Genomic DNA, 26,451 nt, shown 5'->3' on the forward strand with positions numbered 1-26,451 from the left:
AGCACAGTCAATAAACATTCTATAAATGATTTTATGCTAAAAATAAAATTGTCGTTTTTTATATTTAATGGTAATATATTAATGTTAAATAGTTTTTATAAAATAAACATTACATTTTTTCAAAAGGAGCATTTTTATGATTACAAAAGTTAAGTTTGGAGAATGTCTTCAACTATTACTTTCTTCATTAGATATGAGTAATAATCGATTAGCTAAAGGAATTAATGTTGACAGTTCTCTAATAAGTCGTTGGCTTCATGAGCAAAGAATTCCTTCGTACAATGGAAATTATATAGAAAGCATAACAAACTTTCTTTCTAAAAACATTTTGAATTCTATTCAAGAACAACGTTTAAATGATGTTTTTAAGATGATTTGTGGAAATTTTGATGTAAGAATATCCATGAAAAATAAAATAATGAAGGCTCTTTTAGAAGCTCAAGGCTGTTCTTTGGAAGGTAAGAAAATAAGAACTAATAAAAAAATTGGTTTATCAGATGATAAAGATAACAATATCATTATTGGACGAAAAAATGTTCTAGCATCTATATTAGCTTTAATTGAAAGGGCTGGAAAAGAAAAATGTAAAGACAATAACGTAATCTATCTATCCTCTGACAATAATCTAGATCTAATAAAAATTGAGGAAGATTTTATAGGGTGGAAAGATGCTATTTTAAAGGCGTTGATAAATGGCTGGACTGTAAAATTTCTATTCAAATTAAACCAAAATATAAAGGAAATAATGAATCTTATACTTTTCACTATTCCATTATTGGAAACAGGTAGATTCTTACTTTATTACTATAAAACTTATGATGTAGCTTCTCATGGTAGAGAAGTCGCTATTATTCCTGGTGAAGGTGCTTTTAGTTGTTTTTCAACAAGTCTAAATTCTGAAATAGATTGCGCCTTTTATACCAACAATCAAGTAGGAATTGATATTTTATGTAAAAATTTCAATATAATTCTTTTGCCTTTATCTAAATCCTTAATGGAATACTATGATTTAGATGAAAGTTTAGCATACAATAACTCCTTAGATGAAAGTGATAATACAGCAGGAAGCCGCTTTTTGTTTAAAAATAGCTTTAGCTTATTACTTATTCCCAATATGCTTTTGAAGAAATTATTAAATAAACTGAGCTTTACTAATGACCAACTAATAAATATATTAGAACTACACAAGCGTAGAGCAAATTCTTTTTTGTTAAATATAAAGCAGTATGAATATTTTGATATATATCCTCTAATCTCTATGCAAAATATAATTAAAAACAAAGATTTTTCATTTAACTGCTTTAACGTAGTAAATACAATTAATTTTGATATTGAAGATATAATTATAATTATACAAAATATACTTAATTTATTAAAAACTTATGACAACTATAAATTTTCTTTTGTTAATGAAACGCTTTATAAAAACAGAGGAAATAGCGTTTCTTCTTTTATTATCAAAGAAAGATATAGCGTTCATATTGAATCTTCAAAGCACGCCATAATAATTCAAGAGCCCATGGTAGTTAATGCTTTCGAAGGATATTTCAAAGAGATTTGGGGACAAATATCCCCTATAGATAAAGATAAAAAAGAAGTTATAAAGTGGCTTGCGCATCAAGTCGATACCTTAAAAGAACAACTCATCAAGAAATAAATATTTTAAAACCCCATTTAATTAAACGGGGTTTTAATTAATATTCTACAATTTAAACTTTTGAACCATGTTGTTTAATTTCTCTGCGAGTATCGCTTGATCTTGAGAAGCCTTTGTTATTTCCGCAATTGCCATAACAGACTCATCAACACTTGCGAGTATTTCCTCAGAACTTGCAACTGATTCCTCAGCTGTAGCTGATACAGTTTCAATCGCCTTTTTAATTCCTAATACAGTTTCATTTACTACATTCATTGAATCTCCAATACTCGTCGATAGTTCATTAAATACTATGGCATCATCACCGTATTGCTTACCTGTATCTACGGACAATTGGTAATCAGGTGTAACTTTATTATCAATAAAGCTCAACACATCCTGAGCATTGTTAGAAATATTCTGGAATGCTTGCTCCACTTTTAAAGTTACCGCTTGAATCCTTTGAACTATAATTGATGACGCTTCAGCTAATTTTTTAACCTCATCTGCAACTACTGTAAAGCCCTTCCCTTCTTCTCCTGCTCTTGCTGCTTCAATAGCTGCATTAAGTGCAAGAAGATTTGTCTGGCTTGCTATATTTCCTATTTCATCCGCCATTATCTTAACTTCACTAACAACCTCGCCTTCTTCGATTGCTTTTAGTATACTTGCTTGTTTTTCCAAATATAATTTATTTGCTGCCTTGAAATTATCTTCAGCATTTTCTTCAACTTGTTTTGCCTTTACCTCTATATCGCTTGCAATCTTATTTCCATTCTGGGTTCTTTTAGTGACATCAGCCACATTTTCTGCGATACTTTCTGTAGTTGCATTTACTTCCTCTGTTGTGGAACTTAACTGTTCTGCTCCTAATGTTACTTGTCTTACGGATTCATTAACAATCTCCATTTTTGCTGATATTTCCTGTGTTGTAGCCGATAATTCTTCACTGGTAGCATTAATACCCGCGGCACTTCCTGATATTTCTCCGATTAACATTCTTAAGTTTGTTATAGCTTTATTTAGAGATTTTGCTAAAATACCAACCTCATCATTAGTAGTTAGATCAACAGTTTTTGATAAATCATTTTCGCCGAGAGCCTGCGCAACTATTAAAACCTTCTTTAGACTCCTTGAAATTGTAATAGAAATAATTAAACCCAGTGCGATAGCAACAAATAATCCTATACCACTTATTGCCATAGTTTGAGTTGAAGTTTTACTAAACGATACTTGACTGGATTCATAATCAACTTTCGCATCATCCATATTTGATTTTAGTATTTTTTCTAGAACTGTACACAATTCAATTCTGCTCTTTGTAACGTCTGGTAAAAGTTCATTTACTTTATCATAATTACCTTGATCAACTTGTTTAACTACACCCTCTCTTGCCATGCGATAATCTAGGAGTGATTTTTGAAGTTTTGTTAATTGTTCTTTATCTAACTCAGTAGTTATACTTTTCTTGTATTCTTCAATAAGTGCATCATCTTTAGTTTGTAACCCTTCAATATCATCTTTGTTTTTCTGTAAATCACTTTTGTTTTTAGGATTAGCAATTAACAATAGATCGGCTTTAATTTCTAATAAATTTGATTTAATAATAGTAGTATCCTTAACACCTATCAAGTCCGAATTATACATATTAGTAATATCTTTATTCATTTTTTTCGAATTATTCATTCCAATAAACCCAATAATAAACATAAACAATAATACTATAATAAAGGCTGACAATAGTTTTTGAATAATTTTTAAATTTTTAATAAATCTCATTAATACTCACTCCTAATTTTTTTCTTTGGTTTTCTATTTAACAGTATTTATATTATATGCCTAGTATGTTAAAATTTATATATTTTTTACAAAAGCGGCATGACATTTGTCGTGCCAATTTTGTATAACATATGCCTAAATATCTTCAAATGTGACATTATAAAACTTAAAATTAATATTCCTTAATTAGATAAAAATAAAGATGCAACCAAAATGGTTGCATCTTTATTTATTAGTTTAATCCAGCTACTTCAACTTCTACAGTATATAAATTCCCTTTGTAGAAACCTGTTACCGTTGTTTTACCAGGTTTAACTGCTGTTACAACACCAGTCTTCACACCTACTGTAGCAATTTCCTCATTAGCGCAGGCCCAAGTTGTATCAGTCGTTACATCTACATCTTTATTTCCATATTGGTCGTTCCCTACTAAAGTAATCTGCTTTACTGTATCTTTAGTAACATTTCCATTTATATCTTTACCAATTATAAGTTGTGTCCCATCTAAATCTTTGTTCTCATCAACGCTATCTTTAATCTTTACTGTTGATTTAGTAGCTACAGATGCATCATCTGAGAATGTTAAATCCATTGAAGATGTTTTTCCGTTAGGTGTAAGAAGACTTATCGTTATAACCGCATCCTTATCACCAATACCCGTTGTAGCATCATTAACCTTTGATTTAACATATATTATTGAACCACTTTTAGTTACAGTAACTAACTTAGAATCAGCAATTACGCTAATTGCACTTGCAGGAACATCTATTTCTCCAGCATTTACTTTATAAGTTAATGCTACTGTTTGGTCCTTAGTATCATCAGCCGAATTAAATACCTTGTAATTATATGCATCAAATGCTATTGATTTTATATTTGTGTTATCACCAATAGTTAAGTTTGAAGCTGCTTTAATAGTAGCATCAGCTACAGATTTTACAACTATTGTATCAGTTCCAGTTGTCTTACCGGTATATGTTATATACATTTTTTTATCTGTTTCATCATAAGAAACTGTTGCAGTAGCTTTTACTCCATCCACTACTGTAACCATAGCAGGATCAGTTATAACTTTTCCATATTGATCAAGTATAACTATTTCTTTTTTAACAGTGGCTCCAGGAATCACTGAAATATTAGTATCTGCTATTGTTATAGTTTTCACGGCACCCTTAGCTTTTACAGTTACATTTAATGTATCTTTAATTACAGTTGTATCGGTAATTGCCTTGTTTCCTACACTCACGAGTAGCGTTGTGTCTGCCTCCAAAGTTTTAACTGCAGTTGAACTTGGATCAAATTTAACAGCTATCCCCTCTGAGTCAGCTGTTGTAGAATTAACAATAACCCCTTTTGCATCATGTTTATAATAAACAAAGCTTGCAAAACTAGAATCGATAACACTTGCTCCATTTTTTGTTGAAATGGTCCAAGCTGCAATATCAGGAGTTATTTCATCGCCTTTATTGTCTTTCACACTTATAACTCTGTAAACAGGATCTTTAGCACCTGCTATTATAGTATTATCTGCAATGTTATTTCCAAGTTCAATAGAACTAAGCGACGTAACTTCTGCGTTTACTGCTAAATCATAAGTTGCAACAGCATCTTTAACACTTATTCTTACTGTATAAGCTCCTGCTGCGCTAGCATTAAATCTTAATGATTTAACTGGCGTTGTTGTAGCTACTTGTCCATCTTTATCTAATTTTTCCACTTTAATATCATCAGATAATACTCCAGCCTTGTAAACCGACGCAGTAACACTATCACCGCTTACATCTATAATTTCATTATGCAAATTCCTTATAACCACATTTGTTGCAAGTTTTGTGTTAACTTTAAGTGTTGGTATTATTATTCGATCAATAATTGTAGCAACTCCGTTTACCGTTGTTGTAACATCAAATTTTGTAGCCTTTACAGCAGTCTCTGCATCAAATGACGTTCCTACATATGGAGTAACTTCGTATGTACCAGCTTTTATAGTTTTAGCACTAATTACTATATCATTTTTATCAGTTCCGCTTCCACCCCTAAGTGATGCTATAGGTGTTATATCTGTTGCAAGCGTGCCACTAGTTTTAGGATTTATGTTAAATTTAATCATGTCTGGTGTTAAGACAGCACCATCATTTTGAGTTATTTTATTATATTTAATGTCTTGGTTATTGAATGAAGTCACTGGGTTTTCTGAAGTTAATTTAATTGTTGTAAGTTTAGTTACTCCAACCTCAACCGTATAAGTAGCCTTATTACCATTTAAAACATTATAAGCAGTTATATTTATCGTACCTGCTTTTATAGCTTTAAAATTAACTGTATTCCCAGTTTTATCTAATGTCAATTTACCACTATTTAATTCCGAATTACTATCAAGTAAATCTCCACCCTTATCAACTATCCATCTTAATTTGTTAACTGATAAATCTGCTGGGTTATTGTATTGATCTCTCACATCAGCTTTTAATGTAACTGCTGCATCTCCTACCGAAACAATATCTGCTGATGAACTTACAGCAAGTATTGATTGAGGTGCTACCGCTAAATCCTTTGCTACTGTATAACTAGTACTTTTTGAAGACAATACTTTAGCAGTAGTGGAGGTTGCAGTTCTATCAAACTTTTGGAGCATTATAACTACAACATCATTTTCAGCTATTTTTTTGTTTATTGTTATTTTTGCCATATTATTAATAGTATCTAATGTTGTTTCGCTCTGACTTAAAGGCATTCCATTCACTGTTGCTGTTATTTTATATGTAGAATCTGTTGCTATATCAAAAGCTTCTCCATATTGATCAACTGCTGTTAAATAAACAACATTAGATGAATTTGTGATTGCATTTGTTATGTTCGTAAATGTTTTTGGATAAGGTGTTTCCTTAATAGCTGGTAAACTTGTATCAGCAGCATCAAAATTTACCGTTCCAGTAGCATTCTTATAAACTACAGCTGGTATAATACTTGCCTCGACCACTAACCCTGTAACATTTTCTCTCCAGTCGCCATCAAAATCTTTAACATATACTGCTCCCCCTGCAGTTATTGCATTAGCGATTTCAGAAAGATTGCTAGCATCATTAGCATAAGCTAAGTCATAAGCTTTGTTTCCTATAACAACCGTGCCGTTGTCCATTGCTGCAAAAGCAGTAAAAGATGTCGATCCTGCTATCATTAAAGCAGCAAGAGCTGAACTTGTAATTTTTTTATTCATATATTTATGCCTCCATTAATTTAGGTTTAGTTTTTTAATGTAATCTACCTTAATCACCATTGATTAAAGTCCATTTTTATCTTTTACGTTATACCTTATATAACGCTTGTCCTAACAGTATAGTTGCATATTTTCAGAATGTTTTTGTGATTTCCTTTGATAAAACAGAAAAAAGCCATTGCTTTTATAGGCAATGGCTTTTTTACTAATAATTCCAAAATATATAGTAACTTTATTTTTTATCTGTTATACCACATTACATTATCTATTAGTGTTTGTTGTCCCCTGGCAGCCCAGTGATCCCAGCCTCTACGACCATCGTTTCTAAAGAAAGATCCTTTAGGTTGGTTTTTATTGAAAACCCAAACTCCGTATGTAGTTCCATCAAATTTGTAACCCGCATACATTTTCACACCAGAAATTCTATATTTATAGTTTTGGGATAAATCAAAAACAACTACATTGTATTTACCACCAGCTGCATAGTATGTTGTTTCCATTAGATTTTTACAAAAAGCAGCTCTTTGACCATTGTAGTTATTTCTGCTTATTGATGCTGCTATTTTATTAGCAATACCTAATGCATCAATATTTACATTAAAATTTACACCAGGAGCCCAAGCCTTGCTCTCTGAAAGCATATCACCTACACTAGTATCGTACTTTTCAGCATCATTATCGTTAGCAATACTAGTTTCAATCCCATTTGAAATTGTATTAGTAGTAGCTGCATAAGCAGCAACTGGTGTAATTAAAGTACCTGCTATCATTCCTAAAGATAAACATACAGTAACAACTTTCATTTTAATTTTTTTCATTTTAAATCCTCCTTCGTTAATTGTGATAGGGTAACCACTATATTTTAAATCCTTAAGGGTTGTCCCTTTGTTAATGTCATCTTATAAAAAAACACAATAAAACACAATAGGAAAAGCATAAAAGGTCCATTTGGGGTCATTAAAAGAACTTTAAACCCTAAATATTACAAAACAACAGCTGTTTTTCTTTTATCAGTTAGCGTTACTTTACATGCAAAAAAGCTCATGCTATCGCTAGCATAAGCTCTTCTTTAATGCTTTTATTTCTATGTTTTTCTTTCTATGGTAATATTGTATATTATAATTAACTATATGTAAATGAATAAGAACGCATCATCACGAGATTAAGCATTCTTATTGGGTAGCGCCAAATTTTTCGTGCAAAACACATTTTAATACACAAATGGAGTTGTTGATCATGAACAAAAACTTAAAACCTTTATTAATGATAACATTTATTACCGGATTATTAGTAGGCTCATATTGTTTACAATCAGGAACATTTAATAATATTGCTTTAGACTCTACTAAGACTCAAGTTTCACAAAATAATACCAACGTAAAGTTAGTAATAGATAAAGATAATCAACACGTATTACCTAAAAACTTCAGAATGTCAAGTGATCCAATTAGCAAACAATCAGCTGGTAATGTTAATTTAAAAGGATTAACAAACTTGAACGAATCAGGTAGTGGCTCTCTTAGTGAGAACGGCCTCAAAATGATAAAAGATAAATTTAAAGCCAATAAAAAAATCAAAAATATCATAGATGTAGATTTAAGACAAGAGGCTCATGGTTTTGTTGAAGGAATGTCTATAAGTTGGTTTGGTGAAAAAGACCAAGCTAATATAAATAAAGAATACTATGATATTATAAAAGATGAAAAAGCTAAATTAGAAAAAATCAAAAAAGATAAATATGTTGCCTTCGATAAACTTAAGGAGGATAAGTCCGTTAATACGATTCCTGAAATTCTAAACCCTAAAAAAGTTCAGACAGAAAGAGAATTAACCGAATCTCAAAAAATCTACTATTTAAGACTTACTATATCCGACCACTTAAAACCTAAAGATGATCAAGTAGATTTATTTGTAAAAGAGATACAAAAAATATCTACTAATGATACTTGGCTTCATTTTCACTGTAGAGGTGGGGCAGGGAGAACTACTACTTTTATGGCTATGTATGATATGATGAATAATGCAAAACAAGTATGTTTTGAAGATATAATTCAGCGTCAAGTATTAATAGGAGGATCTGATATATTAAAGAAAGATGCTGAAGGAAAGAAAACCGGAGATGAAAATAGAACTGATTTTTTAAATCAATTCTATCAATATAGTAAACAAAATAGTGATAACTTTAAAACATCTTGGAGTGACTGGTACCATAAATAAAAATCCACAACAATTTTATATGCAATCGGGAAAAAGAAACTCCTTTTCGGTTGATTGCTATATAACTAAGTTACATTATTTAATTTTGCATGATATACCATTTAGTGTGAGGCTTATTGGTTTAGTATTTAAACCGTTATAATTGATGTTAAATCCAAATGTTTGAGTTCCTCCATTAGCTGCTATAACAGCATTATAACTCATATTTTTAACACTTATGCTTGATCCACTTGTTGAGTAAGTAGCATTCCACATACTACCATTGGACTGATTAACTGGTTGAGTCCATGATAATGTCCAACCATTTATTGCAGTCGTACCATTATTTTTAATAGTTACATTAATAGTTGAACCACTCCCCCAATCATTTGCTATTGTATACATAACCTCTACAGATGAATTTGATGTATTAGTTTTAGTATCAGTAGTGGCAATAGTAGTGCTTGTAGATCCACCTATATTTTTCTTTACGAATAAGCCAGAAGTTGTAAGATCAGAATCTATCCATCCCCCAGTTTTACTATCCCCAGGTTTTAAAGCAGAAGCTGCTTCGCTTTTATCACATAATGACCAGTTAACCCAGCTTATTTTTTTATTAGCCATATAGTCAATCCACTGTTGAGACGCATCGATATATGGGCCTCCATTACCTGAAGCGTCAGATGTTCCCCATTCTGTTACAAATACAGCTATACCCTTTGCCATAGCATAATCTATCTTGTCTCTAAGTGATTGTCCATGTGTCCCTGCATAGAAATGACATGCATACATTATATTAGAGTATGATAGAGGACTATTTGCAGCAGTATCAACATCTTGGCTCCATGTACTTGTACCAACAATTATTATATTATCCGGATCTATAGCTCTTATAGCAGGGATTATATATTGAGCATAAGGTTTTATATCATTTGCCCAAGTAGTGCTACCATTTGGTTCATTACAGATTTCATATATCACATTTGGATGATTCCCATAGGTAGTAGCCATTTCTTTGAAGAATGATTTTGATTGTTCCTTGTAGGTATTAGGATTACCATCATTTAATATGTGCCAATCAATAATTACATACATATTTAAATCGATAGCAGCTTGAACTATTTCCTTAACTTTTGCCTTTGTTGTTGTCGGATTTGAAATATATCCACCTTGATCAGTATACATTGCAGCACGTACAACATTAACGCCCCAATTATCTCTTAAATATTTCATACTATCATAATTCATGTAATCACCATACCATTGAAGTCCGTGGGAACTCATTCCCTTTAATTGAATAGCTTTACCGGTTGAATCACATAATTGGCTTCCAACTATTTTAAGTTGACTGACAGAAGAAGTCGCCGCCTGGGCTATGTAAGTTCTTGAACTTACTGCCACAAATATAAGCATTATAAAAGCTATTTTAAATGAAAAAGTTCTTTTAAAAAATTTAGTTTTTTTCTTATCTAAAAACAAGTTAATCCCCCCATAGTAAATAAATTTAAATTCAGTTGACAATAAGTAACATTATAACATATTACGTTAAATGTCCCAATAATATTATCCCACAAGACTACAAAATAACAAATTATAAATATCATCAACAGATTTACATTCATCAATTATATGATTAGTCACTTCCATACCACCTTCTAAAGTAAATATACTTTCAAAAATCACATGTCACTTGCCACGCGGGTGGCATAGCTAAATTTTTGGGTATTCTTGTCATTATTAAGCAGATATAGTAAAATGATAATACTTGATGGGTTATCTTTAGACTTAATGGGAATCAATGCTGAATGGAGTAAAACATTTGCCAACAGATGTATATACTACTTTTACAGTGACTATACCATGTTTAGCTGAGAGTGATCCATTGAGTACAACTGCGACAATTAAATCGGGGGTAAATTAAAAATCACTTTAGGAGGAATGGTATGACATATTGTAGTAACTGCGGTTGTAAAATCGAAGGGGATAAGTTGTTTTGTCCAAATTGTGGTACAAAAATTAATCAAATATCAAGTTTAAATCAAAAAAAGGAAAAATCAAAAGAATTTTCTGAACCTAACTTTAACTCTGGTGAGATAATTAACACTTTAAAAACAGCATCATTAAGTCCAGTTTCGGGGGGCAAAGACTTTATTGCAACGGCCCACCAAAATCACGTTATCATTATCACCATTATTCTTGCCTTTCTGCAAGGTCTACTTTGGATATGGAGAGTTAATCAAATTGTCGATAACTTACAAACTATTTCTATAAAAATTGCTTCAAGTTTTTCTTCAGTAATTGCCGAAATTTTTGGGCAAAGTTCATATCATGATATGATTTCTGGTGACTTGTATCCTTCAATCAAAAATATCACTCAATTCAAATCTTTTATTAATATGCCCTACGGGAAAATATTTATTGTTGGTTGTGCCATATACTTATTAGGCATCTTCGTATTATTTATACTGATATATCTAGGTATAAGCATGTTATCAAAAACAAAATTTGCACCATTTACATTATTTAAAGCTGTAATAATTGCTACTTTCCCTATTTTAAGTTGTGAAATTATTTCAATTTTATTTTCTTATTTCTCTATATACTTAGGCATATTCTTTATTATATTAGGTATATTAATATCAATTATTACATTAAATATTTTGATTAAAGAGAATTTCAAAATAAATGAAAATCTATGTGTTCTAATTGTATCTATATCCTTCTTAATAGCTTTAGTAACGGTTTTTATATCAACATTAAGTTTTATTACTTCTAATTTACCAGAAGTAATAGGAACGACTATAAATTTATATAATAAATAGCTACTTAACTAATAATACAAGATCGGGGGACTTTAATTGAAATTTTGCACTAAATGCGGCAACGAAATTATAGATGAAACACATTTTTGTACTAACTGCGGTAATGATTTACGAGAAGAATCAACTATTGAAACCGAATCAGACCAAACTGTCGATTTAGATACTGTTAATCCAGAATTAAATTATGACATGGATTTAATTACAACTAAACCTACTGACACTGCTACATCCCATTTGAAATTTTCAAAAAAAACAAAAATATTTATGTCAATATCAATAGTTTTAATAATATTAATAGTTATCATTGTTAACATTGGTAATTCTTTATCTGATCCTAGTAAAATAGTAAAAAGATTTGAGAAAGACATATCTTCAAATAATGCTTCTGATTTAGCAAGTATATTATATTGTAATGATTCTAGGCTTAAATTAGATAGTAAGAGTATTTCGCCTTTATTAGCTTACTTTAAAAGCAATCCTACATATTATGATAAAGTTGATCAAGATTTAAGAAATAATGCTTATAATCCTAAGGATATTGATAGCATAAAGTTGGTTAATACACTAACCTTATCTAGTGAAGGAAAAACCTTTTTTATTTTCCCTAAATATAAGATATATATTAAACCATCTTTTATTACTGTAACATCACCAGTTAAAGGTGTTACTTTTTCAATTAACAATACTAATATAGGTGAAAGTGATTCTGACAACTCCACCAAGGAATTTGGACCATACATTCCCGGCGCTTATACAATTTTAGCTAATTACAAAAACTTATATGTTAGTTCAAGTACTGCTTATCCTTTGAATCTTGTAACGGCTGATAACAATATAGCAAAAGTAAATGTATTAGAAGATATGAAATACATAAACATATCTTCAGATACTAATTATAACGATGCTGAAATTTTTGTTAATGGAAAAAATGTTAATGTTAAGGTTAAAGATGCTACACATTTTGGACCTATAAACAATTCTTCACAAATATATGCAACATTTGCACAAGGGGGTAAAAAACTTACAAGTAAAAACTACAAAGGTTCAAGTTTTGATACTGATCTTGCTTTAAGTTTTGAAGAAGCTAGTAGTGAATTAACGAGTGTTAAAGATAAACTAAATATTCTTTTATCACAATATAATTACGCTTTTGTAGATGCTATTAATAATAATAATCCTGCAGCAATTAATAATTACGTAGCTACTGGAAGTCAGTTATATAAACTTCAAGAAGGATATATACTTAGTACAGCTAAATCAGGAATACAAGAAACTTTTATTTCTTCCTATGTTACTAACTTCAACAACATTAGTGATGATAATAAATCAGGAAGTTTTACATCCTCAGAATCTTATATTATATATAGCAAAGATGGTCTTAGTACTCCAAGGACTCAAAGTTATGTATATGAATTTCAATATAACGATGCCTCCCAAACATACCAACTTACAAGCATAAACTAAGATATTTAAGTAAGAAAAACGTTTCTCATATATGAAAATAAATGAAATGAAATAATCATTAAATTTGATTTTTAAAAAAGAAAGATGTTTGGAATAAATTTATTCCTAGCATCTTTTTTTTCATTATACCCACGTGCCACTTGCCATGTGGGTGGCACCGTTAAGTTGTTCCGCGAACTATAATCCTCGGTGGAAAATGTATTTTTAAATTATCTATTGATTCTCCTTTTATAATATCTATTATTAGTCTACAAGCTTGCTCTCCCATACTATAAATAGGTTGCTGAATCGTTGTAAGTTCTGGTTCAATCATTTTAGATAATGTTATTCCATCGAAGCCCATTATTACAATATCTTCAGGAATTTTATATCCTCTTCTCTTAAGGGTTTTCATTCCCCCTATAGCCATTACATCGTTAGAATAAAAAATAGCATCAACAGATTTACATTCATCAATTATATGATTGGTTACTTCCATACCACCTTCTAAAGTAAATGTACTTTCAAAAATTAATGATTTATTATAAATCCCGTATTTAGTCATACTCTCTTTATATCCATCTATTCTTTCCTTATATATAGTCATTTTCTTTGGCCCAGTTACAAATACTATATTTCTTTTGTTTTTACCATATAAGTATTCTACTCCACATTGTATCCCTTGTTTATTATCAAAATAAACACCAGGATAATCTTCATACCCTTTAATATATCTATCTACAAATACAAATGGTATGTCATTTAATTTTAATAGATTTGCACTATCTTCACTTTCTTGTCCTGGTATCAAAATTATCCCATCAATCAGTTTACTTATTAAAAGTTTGACATACCTCTTTTCTTTATTTGCATTATTATCTGAATTACAGAGGAATACATTATACCCTAATTTATTTGCAAAATCTTCTATAGCTCTTGATAACTCTGAGAAGAATGGGTTTAATATGTCTGGCATAATTATTGCAATACTCCCAGACTTTTTAGTTTTTAAACCTCTAGCAACATTATTAGGAATATACCCGGTTTCCTCTATAACTTCATAAATCTTGTTTTTGGTTTCTTCACTTATATTATCGGCCTTCTTATTAATAACCAAAGATACTGTGGTTTTTGAGACACCTACTTTTTCTGCAATATCTTTCATTGTTATCTTATTCATTAGCTAACTACCTCGATTCCTCATAGAATATGCAACTATATAATCTTAATATTTCTAATATATTTCAATTATATATTAATAATCTACAGTTTACCAATAGGCATTCTCATCATTTTTATTTTTTAGTCTTTACATATAATTTTAAGTCAACTCCAACTTCCTTAGCTACAGTCGCTCCAGTTAATATTTTTTTAACATTTTCTATAGCCATACTTCCCATTAGCTTTGGTTGTTGTGCTACTGTTGCTGTCATTTCTCCGGCATCTACAGCTTTTTTTGCATCATCGCCTCCATCAAATCCAACAACTATAGCTTTTTTCCCTGAAGTACTTAATGCTTTAACAGCTCCTAGTGCCATCTCATCATTTTGTGCAAAAATAGCTTGAATATTAGAATTTGATTGTAACATGTTTTCAGTTACAGTTAATCCTTTTTGTCTATCAAAGTCTGCTGGTTGAGATGATACAACCTTTAAGTTTTTATCTACATCAACTATATTATGGAATCCTTTTCCTCTGTCTCTTGTTGCAGAAGCGCCTGTTGTTCCTTGAAGTTCTGCTATATTGCCTTTATCAGCAAGTTTTTCCTTTATAAATTTACCCGCCATTTCTCCACCTTTCACATTATCCGAAGCTATATGACAAACTACATCTCCTCCATTGGATTTTCTATCTACAGTTATTACTGGAATCTTTTCATTATTAGCTTGCATAACTGAACTTTGAGCTGCATCACTATCAACAGGATTAAGTATTATAACACTAACTCCCTTTTGTAATAAATCCTGAACGTTTGAAAGCTCTTTTGATGAATCATTTTGTGAGTCAACAACTAATAATTGATATCCTAATTCTTTAGCCTTAGCTTCAGCACCTTCTTTTAGTGTTACAAAGAAAGGATTGTTTAAGGTTGAAACAACCATACCTATTTTTTTAGAATCAGATTTTTCACTTGTAGCTGGAGTTTTAGTTTTAGCGCTAGATCCACATCCTACAAATACCCCCATTGTCATAGTTGCTATCATTGCCACTGAAACTAGTTTACATAATTTTTTCATTATATTTCCTCCTAATAATATTTATTTGATGTATTAATTAGTAGCCTTTTTCTTCTCAATTAAAACTGCCAATAGTATTACTAATCCTTTTACTATAGTTTGATAAAAAGCTGAAACATCCATAAGATTTAACCCATTACTTAAAACTCCAATAATTAACACACCTATTATTGTCCCAAATATTGTTCCTTCTCCACCTACCAAGTTTGCTCCCCCAATAACTATTGCAGCTATTGCATCTAATTCATATCCATTTCCAGCCGTTGGCGCCGCTGATCCTATTCTACTTGTAACTATAATTCCAGCGATTGCAGCCGTAGCGCCAGATATAATGTACGCCCAATTCTTAACATTATTTACACTTATACCAGATAGTCTTGATGAATCTTCATTTCCGCCGACTGCATATATATATCTTCCATATCTAGTCTGTGTTAAAAGATAGACACAAATACCAAATACAATTATGGTAATAACAACTGGAACAGGTATTCCGAGTATTCTACTATTTGTTAGTCTAATAAAGTCATTACCTAAGCCGGATATAGGATTACCTCCAGTAAATACATAAGTAACTCCCCTAAATACAGTTTGTGTAGCCAAAGTAGCTACAAATGCTTGAACTTTTCCTTTTGCAACAATTATTCCATTAATAAACCCAACTAAAATTCCTGTAAATAATGCTGCCAGTATTGCGAGTGGTATGCTCCCTGTAGTTTTTATGGTCGCAGCAGCCACTGCACCTGCTATTGCAACAATTGACCCTACAGACAAATCTATTCCACCTGTAAGTATTACAAAAGTCATACCTAATGATATAACTGCATTTACAGATATTTGAGTGAATAAATTTCTTAAATTTGATACTTGTAAAAATGTTGGTGAAATTATACTAACAATTATGCATAATATAGCTAATGCTAAAATGGATTTATATTTTAATAAATTCTCTTTTATATTCGACATATTAACCCTCCCTTGCAAATCTTATACTCTTTTTTATTCTCCAATTGCTAATTTCATTATGCTTTCTTGAGTAGCCTCTTGCCTACTTAACTCTCCAGTTATTTTCCCCTCATGCATTACCACTATTCTATCTGAAATTCCAAGTACCTCTGACATATCTGAAGAAATCATAATAACTGCTTTCCCTTCGGCTTTTAACTGATTTAATACATCATATATCTCTTTTTTTGCACCTACATCTATACCTCTTGTTGGTTCATCTATTATTAAAACTTTAGGAGACTGTATAAGCCACTTTGCTATAATAACCTTTTGTTGATTTCCTCCACTTAAATTCTTTATTAACTGGTCTTGAGTAGGTGTTTTAATTGCCAATTTTTTTATATATTCATCAACTACATTTTTTTCATCTGCTTTACTTATACGAAACATTTTCTTTTCAAACTTATCTAAAGACGCTAATGTCATATTTTGCTTTACAGATAAAGGAAGTATTAATCCTTCTTTTTTTCTGTCTTCAGATAAATACGCTATTCCGTTGTTTATTGCATCTTTAGGACAATTAATATTTACTTGTTTTCCATTCATCTCAATAGAACCACTAGTCCTCTTATATTCTCCAAAAATAACCTTTGCTACTTCCGATCTACCTGAACCCATAAGTCCCGACATTCCAAGGATTTCTCCTGCTCTTACTTCTAGATTAATTGATTTTAAAATACCTTCCAAGCAAACATCATTCAATTTTAATATAGGGGTTACATTAGTGGGTTCTTTATATGGATATTGTTCTTCCATTTTTCTTCCTACCATCATAGTTATCAAATTATCTTTACTGACATCGTTTACTTTGACCTCGCCTACATATTTACCATCTCTTAAAATATTTATTCTATCACAAATTGCAAAAATCTCGTCCAATCTATGAGATATATATATTATTGCTATATCCCTACTTTTAAGCATTTCAACAACTTTAAAAAGCTTCTCCGTTTCTGTATCTGTTAGGGCTGATGTTGGCTCATCCATGACAATTATATTAGAGTTTTTAGAAATTGCTTTTACTATTTCAAGCATTTGCATTTCCCCAATACTTATATTTTTAACATACTCCTCTGGGTCAACGTTACTCCCAATTTGTTTAAGATAATCTTTACACATAGTGTTCATTGTTTTTTTATCTAATTTTTTAGTTACTTTATTTATTTTTTCATTTCCTAAAAATAAATTTTCTGCAACAGTTAAATTTGGTATAACACTTAACTCTTGATGTATTATTGATATACCTAGTTTTTCAGCTTCTTTTACATTTTTTATATCTACTTCTGAACCTTGTATAACAACTTTGCCATCATCCTTTTGATAAACACCACCTAAGATCTTAATTAATGTGGACTTTCCTGCACCATTTTCTCCTAAAAGTGCTAGTACTTCTCCCTTATATAAGCTTAAATTTATGTTATCAAGTGCCTTTACTCCTGGAAAACATTTTGATATACCTTTCATTTCAAGGAAAGGAATTTTTTCTTCCATAATTACTCCTCCTTAAAAAATTACTCCAGATTTAAGAATTATATTCGCATAAGGAGTTTGCTCCCCTGTTCTAATTACAGCTTTACACTCATTCAACATTATTTTTAATTCCTCATGAGTTATAAAAGTAAATTTCACATTTTTAAATTGTTTTTTTATTTCTTCAAAGACTTTAGGATTATTTTCTTCTATTTCTAAGGCCAAAATTACCTCTTCTACTTGAAGTTCTAATAATACATTTTTTAATGTCTTTATAAAACTAGGGATACCTTTTGATAATGCTATATCTATCCTTTTTGTTTTATCCGGTATTGGTAATCCACAATCTCCTATGGCAATTAGATCTTTATGTCCCATTTTTGAAACTACACTAGAAATCTCTCCATTTAAAATTCCAATTTTTTTCATGTTCACTGCTCCTCATTAATTTCATTTAAAAATGGTATTGAAGCTTGTGCACCTTCTCTTTGAACTACTATAGCTGAAACTTTATTTGCAAATTTAACTGCTTCTACAAGCGTTCTAATATTTAAATTTGATTTTGTTAATTTAGTAGTTATTGCTCCTATAAACGAATCCCCAGCAGCAGTACTATCAATAGCATTAACTTTATATGCAGGTATTAACACTGCCTCTTGCTTTGATATCACCGCTGCTCCCATATGCCCTAAGGTAATAATTACATATTTAACTTTATTATCTAAAAAAGAATTTGCAGCTTGTTTTGCACTTTCTAAATCTTGAACATTTACTCCTGTAAGGGTTGTAGCTTCTGTTTCATTAGGAACTATAATATCTGTGTACGCAAACAACTCTTTAGGAATTTTTTTTGCTGGGGCCGGGTTTAAAATTGTAATAACCCCCTTTTCTTTTGCAAATTTAAACGCTTCCATTGTAACTTCAATTGGTGTCTCAAATTGTGCTACTATTATGTCACTACTCGCTATAACTTCTTTGCACTTATCTATTTCTACTAAATTAAGAGCCATATTTGCGCCTGCTACAACTATAATTGAATTATCACCTTTATTATCTACTGTAATTATTGCTGTGCCTGTTGGCTTAAGATCATCATTAAATATGTTATTAACATTTATCCCTTCTTTTTCTAGGGCATTTACTATTTGAAGACCATTAGAATCTTGACCTATTTTGCCTATCATATATACCTCTGCTCCTAGCCTTTGCGATGCAACTGCTTGATTAGCACCTTTGCCGCCATGTGCTAATTTGAAGTTTTCACTAAAAATAGTTTCTCCCACCAGTGGCATTCTATCTATAGAAACCACCATATCCATGTTAATACTTCCAAGGATACAAACCTTATTCATAACCTCACCTCATTTTTAGTTAACCGATTAAGTAATTCGATTAACTAAATTATAAAACCTTATTAATTATATGTCAATGGTTCTTACTATATTTATTGTAATTGTTTTCATAAAGTTAACCTTTATGTCTTATAAAACTACTAGCAGCCCAAGCCGCTAGTACTTTAAATGTTAAAAAAAGTTCACTAAGTTTACTATGGACAAATTCTTTCTACTGAATAGTTTTAGGCACTGACTTTATGTCTTTGTAAATAAAATTATGCAGTTGAGCTATAGTTGTCTTCATGTCAGCAACCAAATACCAAACTTTATCTATTGTTTTCCCTACACTATAGCCATCCACTGGAAATCTGTCCTGCTCCAATGTTGTTGTATTAGATGTAAGCACTTTTGTACCAATCTTCATTATATCCATACTACTCAAACTTGTTTCCGTATAAGGTAAAAGCTCAGAAACAACCGCCGGAAATTTTGCTACCCCTAGTGACTGAATCTTTGTCATAATAAGTGACATTACAGTTTTTTGTCTTTCAATTCTTCGAGAATCGCCACCCTCGGTAAACCGTACTCGTGAATATGCAACAGCTTGAAGTCCGTTTAAAGTTTGTAGTCCCGGTTTTATAATTTTAGAAACCGACTTTTTTTCTATTTTAGAAATTTCAACTATTTTATCATTCATAGGGCTAATTTCATCTTGTTTAATATTAATACTTACGTCGCCAATAGTATCTATTATCTTTTCAAATGAAAAGAAATCAAGAGTGATATAATCCCTAATATCCAAGTTAAAATTTTCATTAATAGTGTTTATGGCAAGTTGTGCTCCACCATATGCATATGCATGGGTAATCTTTGTTTGGCCGTGACCTTTTATTTTTACATATGTATCCCTCATAATAGAAGACATTTTTATTTTCTTGTTCTTTGAATCTATTGAAAGTATCATTATTGAATCTGAACGACTTGTCTTTTGATTTGCATCCATTCTATCTATACCAAAAAAAGCAATGTTAGTTATTCCCTTAGCATTTTCTGATTCAGATAATGCATTAGAATTAATACCTAACATATCATCAGTTTTTGATATTTCTACAGTGTTTATTTTATTAAGTTTATAAAAAGCGTAACCAAAAACCCCTCCTACAATTAATACACAAACAATAAACACACTTAACAAGATCTTCTTCCAGTTTTTAACTTTCTTCATATTTTCGCTCCTCATCATTTGTACGTTTTAGTTAATTATTTCCATTATATAATAATTAACTTGTATTTCCTTAAATATTATAGCATATCTTTATAATTTTACACCTTTTTTTCATCATTTATCGACATATTTTTTCCTTAGTTTTTTGGAAACTTCATTTTAATTTAGCATTTTTATTTACTCACTTTAACTTACGGGCAATTTGCAGTGAAACATAAAAAAATAAGAACAGTTTTTCAACTGTTCCTCTTCACTTATTTATTTATGGATGCCACCATTTTTATGAGCCTATCGTTCTTTTCCCTTTTTTCAGATGTGTAACATGGCCCCGTACACCTACTATCAACATTCCTAGAACCCCACCACTAAAGTCAATTACTATATCAAGAACATTGGAGGTTCTGCTGGGTATATATTTTTGAATAAATTCATCTATCACAGGAAATAGTAAAAGTAAAAATAGCAACATCCATATTTTATTACTTCTTTGTAATTTAGACTGCATTACTATAGAACATAACAATATGCTAAATACAAAGTATTGAAAAAAATGTGCATTTTTTCTTACATAATAATTAACATCATTAAATTTAACACCTACTTTTTGTATAGTAGCTGGCGAAATATTCATAACCCCGCCTGCAAACTCTATAAGACCTCTACTAGTCTTTTGTGATGCTTCCCCTGGCCTTGTACCATTATAAAAAATTACCCCTAACCAAACAACACATAATAAAATCTTCACTATTGTTTTTCTTTTTAATAAAATCTTCATAAATTTCTCCTAACCTCATGTCACCACTCAATTTAGTAATAAAGTATATTATACCATTTATTTATCATCTTTTAAACACTGATATTAATGTCTTTAAATCATTAATTAACAAGATGCCACCTGCCACGTGGGTGGCACTAATCTCGAAAAGTCCATAAACTATTCAATAAATAATTGGATACAGGAACTACAAGAACCACCAAGCACTGTCCATAAATATAGTTCCATTTAAGGAGATGAACACTAATAAATATTATGGTACTATTTAACCCTAGTCCAATCAAAGAAACTATTGAATAGATTAAAAATTGCCGTACATCTCTGCTTTTCGACTGAAATGTCCATGTTCGATTTAAAATATAAGAAATCACGAGTACCAGCAAAAACCCTAAAGCGGATCCAAGAACAGGATCAAAATTTGCAAATTCAACAAGTAAAATAAGACTCCCAAAATGGATGATAGTACCTAGTAAACCAACCAGACCATAACGTACTAGCACATTAATTTTCAAATTTTGTCAATCCATGGTCTGTCTTTTCCCAATAAAACGGATTTGTAATTAATTGCCAAACCGCTTTATATGCTGCTATGCTCATTAAAGCCCAATAGATTGGTGTAAGGAGTGCATATTTAACCAACTTAAAAGAAAGTGCATAATTTCCCTTTTCCTGTAGATCATCAATCACCCAGAATACCCCAACGATGTTACTAAATACAAAAATAAAATTTCCAATTATAAGTTCTATTGCTGCCATGTAATAGATTGGTCCTGGAAATAACATTGGAATAAGATGATAATGAGTTGTAAACCACAATAAAAGCATCAACCATAAAAATGGATTAATTAATGGGAGTATTGGCGTTGCTAAGGTAATAACCTGTAATCCTATCATACCTCTGGTCCCAACTTGACGCCACAAACGTAAGGGAAATCTCATGTGTACTAGCCATGTCTGCATATATCCCTTAATCCAACGTGATCTTTGTCTAATCCAATTGCCAATACGGCTATTTGCTTCTTCCCAGGTCCTTGAGTTCACAATACCTGTTGTATAACCCGATGCATAAAGCCGAATCCCTAAATCAGCATCTTCCGTTACATTATATGGATCCCAAGCGTTCAGACTTTTTAAAATCTCTGTTTTGAAATGATTTGACGTACCTCCAAGCGGAATCGGAATATTTAGTTTCATAAGACCTGGTAAAAGTAAATCGAACCACATGCTATATTCTTGAGTAAACCAACGAGTTAACATATTCTGGTTGCTATTATAATAGTTAAGCTTACCTTGAATACAACAGCAAGACTCCGGACTTCGTGCAAAAGCAAGATAGACTTTTTTTAATTGATCCAAATCAGGGCGATCCTCTGCATCATAAATAACCGTATACTCACCTCTTGCATTAATAAGCCCATAATTGCAAGCCTTCGGTTTTGTCTTTGGTAGTGCGTGAGGTACTACAATAATTGTATAATAGTACTTCAATTTTTGAGATTCTAGAAGTTCCTGCGCCTCCACATCATCTTCTTCTACCAAAAGACGAATATCTAATTTATGTTTAGGATAATCAAGTAGTTCCAAATTTTCTAGTAACGCTAAAATCACTCGACTCTCCTTATACATAGGCACCAGAATAGTGTAGACTGGCAGCTTGCGTTCATCCAATGATTCAACTTCTTCATCAGTTATTCTTATCTGGGCACCATTACGTGTTCCCTGCATAATCATAAAAAACTTAAGTAATACTACTATGAAATATACCACCTGGATAAATATATTAATAATTAATGCTGTCTTAAACCTATTAAAACAAAGTCTAAGGACAATTAATACTAAGATCGTCACAATTAATATGATCTGTCGCCTGGTGAATATAGTACGTGCAGATTGGTCAGGTCTTTCATTAGCCAGTTTTTCGGTACTAATCATCATTAATTCACCAGGATAAACAAGACTCCAAAGCATCTCCATCTCGTCATGCGTTGATATGACCTGTTCAATTTTGTTTTCAAGTGTCGATTCTAGGATGTTAACCTGCTCTTTTGAAAGTATTTTAGCCACAGCCACAACAACCCTGTGTAAATTCGCTCTAAGGACTATTGCTTGAAATCTATTTGCTATCTCCTCAGGGATTTTCACTGAAAAATCTATAGTAAATTCAGACCCAATTCGCCCCATACCTTGTTGCGTGGCAATAGTTCTAAATAAGGTCTGTGCATCCACTAGTCCTAGCGATAATAAAATCTCACCTAGTGCGCCCCCACTTTTTTGTTGGAATTCTAGAGCGCTATCCAACTGCTCCACTGTCAAAATACCAAGATCAATAAGTAATTCTCCAATCTTTCCTTTCGAGTGGATAAGTTTGATTGCCTCAACAACCTTAGACTCCTCCGCCCATCCAAAATCAATCAAGATATTTCCAAGAAGCCCACCATACATTTTCTGATAATCAAGTGCTTTATTCAAATCATATTCTGATATCCACCCATTTTCAACCAAAATTTCTCCTAATCGAACCGGATTCTGCTTGCCCATAATTTTCTCCTTATTCCAATTTTATTGGTCACATATATTTTCATCTGATAGAACATTTTGAGTTCTCTGACTGACTATATATCTTGGTCGCCCTTTTACCTCATCATAAATTGCTGCAATATATTCGCCAAGAATCCCAATACCTAGCATAATCATGCTATTCATGCTAAGCAACAACAAGATAACTGTTGTAAATCCAGTTACAGCTACCCCCATTAATTTCATATAAAGAGTTTGAATCCCAAGGATTACGGACCCAACAAAAAACATCATTCCAATAATGAAAACAAATGATAGTGGCCATGATGTAAAAGTCACAACCGCATGAAGAGCCAATCTAACAAGAGTTGTAAATTTCCAACTCGTCGTGCCTTCAATCCGCGGCGCTACATCAAACTCAATTTGAATCCGAGAGAATCCTAACCATGCTGTCATACCACGAAAAAAAGTTATACGTTCTGGCATGATGGCCCAAGCTTCAACAACTTGACGATCAAGAAGCTTATAATCACTTGCACCATGTAAATCATATCTTGTAAGCTTCTGAAGTAACCAGTAAAATAGCTTTGCACCCATACCATAGCCAAAAGACTCCTTACCACGTCTCCTTTTTACACATTCAACAATTTTTGCTGTATTCGAGCGCCAATAATCAATCATCTGCGGAATTAACTCTGGTGGATGCTGAAGATCCCCATCCATAATAATCACTGCTTGACCCTTTGCATGCTCTAGTCCCGCGCAAAGTGCCCGCTCCTTACCAAAATTTCTACTAAGGCGAATACCTTCCACCTGAGGAATTTCGGAGCAAACAGCCATAATTTCAACCCATGTTTCGTCAGTTGAACCGTCATCAACAATAATTAGTTCAAAAGATTTGGTAGACTGCCTGATAAATTTATCAATTGTTTTGAGCGTCTGATGTAAATGCTGAGCTTCATTCCATACTGGTATAACTACAGATACCTCGATTATCGCCTGATTCATTGTACATTTCCTCCTGTCCTTCTTATTACCTTGTACAGTCGCCACTTTGAATCAAAGTCCTTTACAAGTTCAGCCCATTCAGCCCCATGCTCAAACAAATTGGGATAAGCATTATTAATTGCACTAATCACAGATGATGATCCAGGTTTTGGAATCAAAATATAGTTAACTCCATATTTTTGTGGGTCTGAGATGGCCTCATTAAAATAATAATCACTAGATATATACAAACGTTTCGGAAACTGGGTCTTCAAAATAATTAAATAAGCAGAGAATGAATCTACCAAAAGGTTACTATTATGATAGTTTTCGTCTAAATACCCTGCGATATCGCTAAATTGTTTTTCATCATAATAAGTTTGATTATGATGATTAAATGAATTCTGAATAAAAGTGTTTTCATCAGGCGCAATGGTAGGCTGAGTAATGACATATGATAAAATAATAAAATTTGCTACCATTCCCATAATAGGAATGATAAACACCCACTTACGTTTAACCTTGCTTAGCTCATATGGCAACCAGGCAAATGATACTGGTAGCACATACATAAAATATCTTAACCATCCTAATGTTGTGCCCTTTACCAGCATAATAACTTGCAACATAGGTATAGAAATAAACATACCCAGAAGGATTAGCGTATCCCATCGCCACAAGCGGCGATTAAGCAATTTAATAATTAATATTGCTATCAAAGGTGCGGAAAACACCAAAATCTTTTTTAGAGCAAAAATACAAGCTTTTACAGGTGCACTGACCATAGCTACATATTTTGCTGAGCTTAAGTGTCCCTGAATCTGAGCAGTATTCGAATAATCTCCATTTAAGAAATACAGCGGATTATGCATAATTATCATATTAAACAAAACCCACAATATTATAGAATAACAAAGTGGTGTAACAATAATCGTGAGTATGCCCTCCGCCCATGACCATTTATAACGGGTATCTCCTTTGCTAGGTGGAGATGCATTTCTGCTAACCAGCATTGCGATAATAACACATCCGATAGCCATACTAAAAGCAAATGGGACTGCTTCATACCGACACCAAAAGGCTAATGCTAAAGCAAAACTCACTACTACCAAGTCACCTAGTTTATGCTCGTCAACCCAATTTAAAAAAGATATAATACTCAGAATTACGAAAAATATAAACGGAGCATCACTTAAACCATTAAATCCAAATATGAAAACCATTGGATTTAGTGAATATAACAGTGTAAAAATAACCGCATACAAATGCGAAATACCACGTTTAATAAAAGCTCTCACCAATATACTTGCAGTCAATGAAGCAAAAATAGCACTCATAAGCATCCCTGCAATTCCCTTGGTTGCCATTGCAGGGATCAATGGATATAACAACAGAAATCCCAAATCTATCATACTCGGTAAGGGAGTCCAAACAAATCCTATTGCACCCAAATGAGGGTTACGGCTGTATAAAACATAAAACGCATTGGCCACTCTACTAATTCCATCACTATGATAATATCCGACATAAACATTGTAATAATAACCTGCTATACATTCTAGTAAAAATACAGCGCTCCCTATTATCCAAACAATTCTTTTATCATTACGGATTCGTAAATTACCTTCTAAATCAGCTATATACTCACCTCCTATATTTAAAATTAACAATATATTTTTGGCGATGATGCAATCCTCAATTGGAACAGATTGTTTTATGTTATATCATAAAATTTAATATATATATATTTATGCAGAAATTTACGAATAATTACTGAAAAATAAACTACTTTTAAATAAATAAAA

The 26,451-nt window shown here is 31.7% G+C and carries 20 protein-coding genes; 4 read left to right on the top strand and 16 right to left on the bottom strand.

Annotation, left to right across the window (positions count from 1 at the left end; genetic code table 11):
• The first annotated feature begins 136 nt into the window (after nucleotides 1–136).
• Entirely contained in the window at nucleotides 137–1,657 is a 1,521-nt protein-coding gene (locus tag A7L45_RS18755) for a hypothetical protein (protein WP_071614195.1), read from the top strand.
• Between the two features lie 45 nt (nucleotides 1,658–1,702).
• On the opposite strand, the gene A7L45_RS18760 is transcribed toward A7L45_RS18755, so the two are convergent.
• From A7L45_RS18760 to A7L45_RS18770, 3 genes are all read right to left on the bottom strand, one after another.
• A complete protein-coding gene (locus tag A7L45_RS18760; RefSeq protein ID WP_071614196.1) occupies nucleotides 1,703–3,415 on the bottom strand; it encodes a methyl-accepting chemotaxis protein in 1,713 nt (570 codons plus the stop codon).
• A gap of 232 nt (nucleotides 3,416–3,647) precedes the next feature.
• On the bottom strand, nucleotides 3,648–6,632 hold the full coding sequence (locus A7L45_RS18765; RefSeq protein ID WP_071614197.1) for a hypothetical protein: 2,985 nt from the start codon (nucleotides 6,630–6,632) through the stop codon (nucleotides 3,648–3,650).
• 239 nt (nucleotides 6,633–6,871) lie between these two features.
• The gene (locus tag A7L45_RS18770) at nucleotides 6,872–7,450 is read right to left on the bottom strand and encodes a hypothetical protein (protein WP_071614198.1); all 579 of its coding nucleotides are present in this window, start codon (nucleotides 7,448–7,450) and stop codon (nucleotides 6,872–6,874) included.
• A 445-nt stretch (nucleotides 7,451–7,895) separates the two neighbouring features.
• Between A7L45_RS18770 and A7L45_RS18775 the strand changes: the two genes are divergently transcribed.
• Nucleotides 7,896–8,849, top strand: a complete 954-nt coding sequence (locus A7L45_RS18775) for a phosphatase domain-containing putative toxin (RefSeq protein WP_224616864.1) — start codon at nucleotides 7,896–7,898, stop codon at nucleotides 8,847–8,849.
• 75 nt (nucleotides 8,850–8,924) lie between these two features.
• Here A7L45_RS18775 and A7L45_RS18780 read toward each other — a convergent pair whose 3' ends face one another.
• Nucleotides 8,925–10,307, bottom strand: coding sequence for a cellulase family glycosylhydrolase (locus A7L45_RS18780; RefSeq protein ID WP_071614200.1), 1,383 nt, complete (start codon nucleotides 10,305–10,307; stop codon nucleotides 8,925–8,927).
• A gap of 464 nt (nucleotides 10,308–10,771) precedes the next feature.
• On the opposite strand from A7L45_RS18780, the gene A7L45_RS18785 reads away from it, so the two are divergent.
• Both A7L45_RS18785 and A7L45_RS18790 read left to right on the top strand, forming a co-directional pair.
• Nucleotides 10,772–11,650, top strand: a complete 879-nt coding sequence (locus A7L45_RS18785; protein WP_071614201.1) for a zinc ribbon domain-containing protein — start codon at nucleotides 10,772–10,774, stop codon at nucleotides 11,648–11,650.
• A gap of 36 nt (nucleotides 11,651–11,686) precedes the next feature.
• Nucleotides 11,687–13,114, top strand: coding sequence for a zinc ribbon domain-containing protein (locus A7L45_RS18790; protein WP_071614202.1), 1,428 nt, complete (start codon nucleotides 11,687–11,689; stop codon nucleotides 13,112–13,114).
• A gap of 160 nt (nucleotides 13,115–13,274) precedes the next feature.
• Here the strand turns inward: A7L45_RS18790 and A7L45_RS18795 are convergent, their stop codons facing one another.
• The 12 genes from A7L45_RS18795 to A7L45_RS18850 all read right to left on the bottom strand — a co-directional run bounded on the left by A7L45_RS18795 (nucleotide 13,275) and on the right by A7L45_RS18850 (nucleotide 26,316).
• Nucleotides 13,275–14,273, bottom strand: coding sequence for a LacI family DNA-binding transcriptional regulator (locus A7L45_RS18795; protein WP_071614203.1), 999 nt, complete (start codon nucleotides 14,271–14,273; stop codon nucleotides 13,275–13,277).
• Nucleotides 14,274–14,388: 115 nt separating this feature from the next.
• Nucleotides 14,389–15,330, bottom strand: a complete 942-nt coding sequence (rbsB, locus tag A7L45_RS18800) for a ribose ABC transporter substrate-binding protein RbsB (protein WP_071614204.1) — start codon at nucleotides 15,328–15,330, stop codon at nucleotides 14,389–14,391.
• 33 nt (nucleotides 15,331–15,363) lie between these two features.
• Nucleotides 15,364–16,296, bottom strand: coding sequence for an ABC transporter permease subunit (locus A7L45_RS18805; protein ID WP_071614205.1), 933 nt, complete (start codon nucleotides 16,294–16,296; stop codon nucleotides 15,364–15,366).
• 33 nt (nucleotides 16,297–16,329) lie between these two features.
• Nucleotides 16,330–17,829 carry a sugar ABC transporter ATP-binding protein gene (locus A7L45_RS18810; protein ID WP_071614206.1) on the bottom strand — a complete coding sequence of 500 codons (1,500 nt, stop codon included), beginning with the start codon at nucleotides 17,827–17,829 and terminating at the stop codon, nucleotides 16,330–16,332.
• 12 nt (nucleotides 17,830–17,841) lie between these two features.
• Complete coding sequence (gene rbsD, locus A7L45_RS18815; RefSeq protein WP_071614207.1) at nucleotides 17,842–18,237, bottom strand: D-ribose pyranase; 396 nt, start codon at nucleotides 18,235–18,237, stop codon at nucleotides 17,842–17,844.
• Between the two features lie 2 nt (nucleotides 18,238–18,239).
• Complete coding sequence (gene rbsK, locus A7L45_RS18820) at nucleotides 18,240–19,160, bottom strand: ribokinase (protein WP_071614208.1); 921 nt, start codon at nucleotides 19,158–19,160, stop codon at nucleotides 18,240–18,242.
• Nucleotides 19,161–19,371: 211 nt separating this feature from the next.
• Complete coding sequence (locus A7L45_RS18825) at nucleotides 19,372–20,367, bottom strand: LCP family protein (protein ID WP_084647516.1); 996 nt, start codon at nucleotides 20,365–20,367, stop codon at nucleotides 19,372–19,374.
• 280 nt (nucleotides 20,368–20,647) lie between these two features.
• On the bottom strand, nucleotides 20,648–21,142 hold the full coding sequence (locus tag A7L45_RS18830) for a VanZ family protein (protein ID WP_071614210.1): 495 nt from the start codon (nucleotides 21,140–21,142) through the stop codon (nucleotides 20,648–20,650).
• Between the two features lie 137 nt (nucleotides 21,143–21,279).
• The gene (locus tag A7L45_RS18835; RefSeq protein WP_224617032.1) at nucleotides 21,280–21,642 is read right to left on the bottom strand and encodes a GtrA family protein; all 363 of its coding nucleotides are present in this window, start codon (nucleotides 21,640–21,642) and stop codon (nucleotides 21,280–21,282) included.
• A 1-nt stretch (nucleotide 21,643) separates the two neighbouring features.
• On the bottom strand, nucleotides 21,644–23,680 hold the full coding sequence (locus tag A7L45_RS18840) for a cyclic di-GMP-binding domain-containing protein, MshE-related (protein ID WP_071614212.1): 2,037 nt from the start codon (nucleotides 23,678–23,680) through the stop codon (nucleotides 21,644–21,646).
• A 21-nt stretch (nucleotides 23,681–23,701) separates the two neighbouring features.
• Entirely contained in the window at nucleotides 23,702–24,667 is a 966-nt protein-coding gene (locus A7L45_RS18845) for a glycosyltransferase family 2 protein (RefSeq protein WP_071614213.1), read from the bottom strand.
• Entirely contained in the window at nucleotides 24,664–26,316 is a 1,653-nt protein-coding gene (locus A7L45_RS18850; RefSeq protein ID WP_236900461.1) for an ArnT family glycosyltransferase, read from the bottom strand. The genes A7L45_RS18845 and A7L45_RS18850 overlap by 4 nt, the downstream gene beginning before the upstream one ends.
• Nucleotides 26,317–26,451: the final 135 nt, after the last annotated feature.

It is taken from the genome of Clostridium estertheticum subsp. estertheticum (assembly GCF_001877035.1).
GTDB lineage: Bacteria > Bacillota > Clostridia > Clostridiales > Clostridiaceae > Clostridium_AD > Clostridium_AD estertheticum.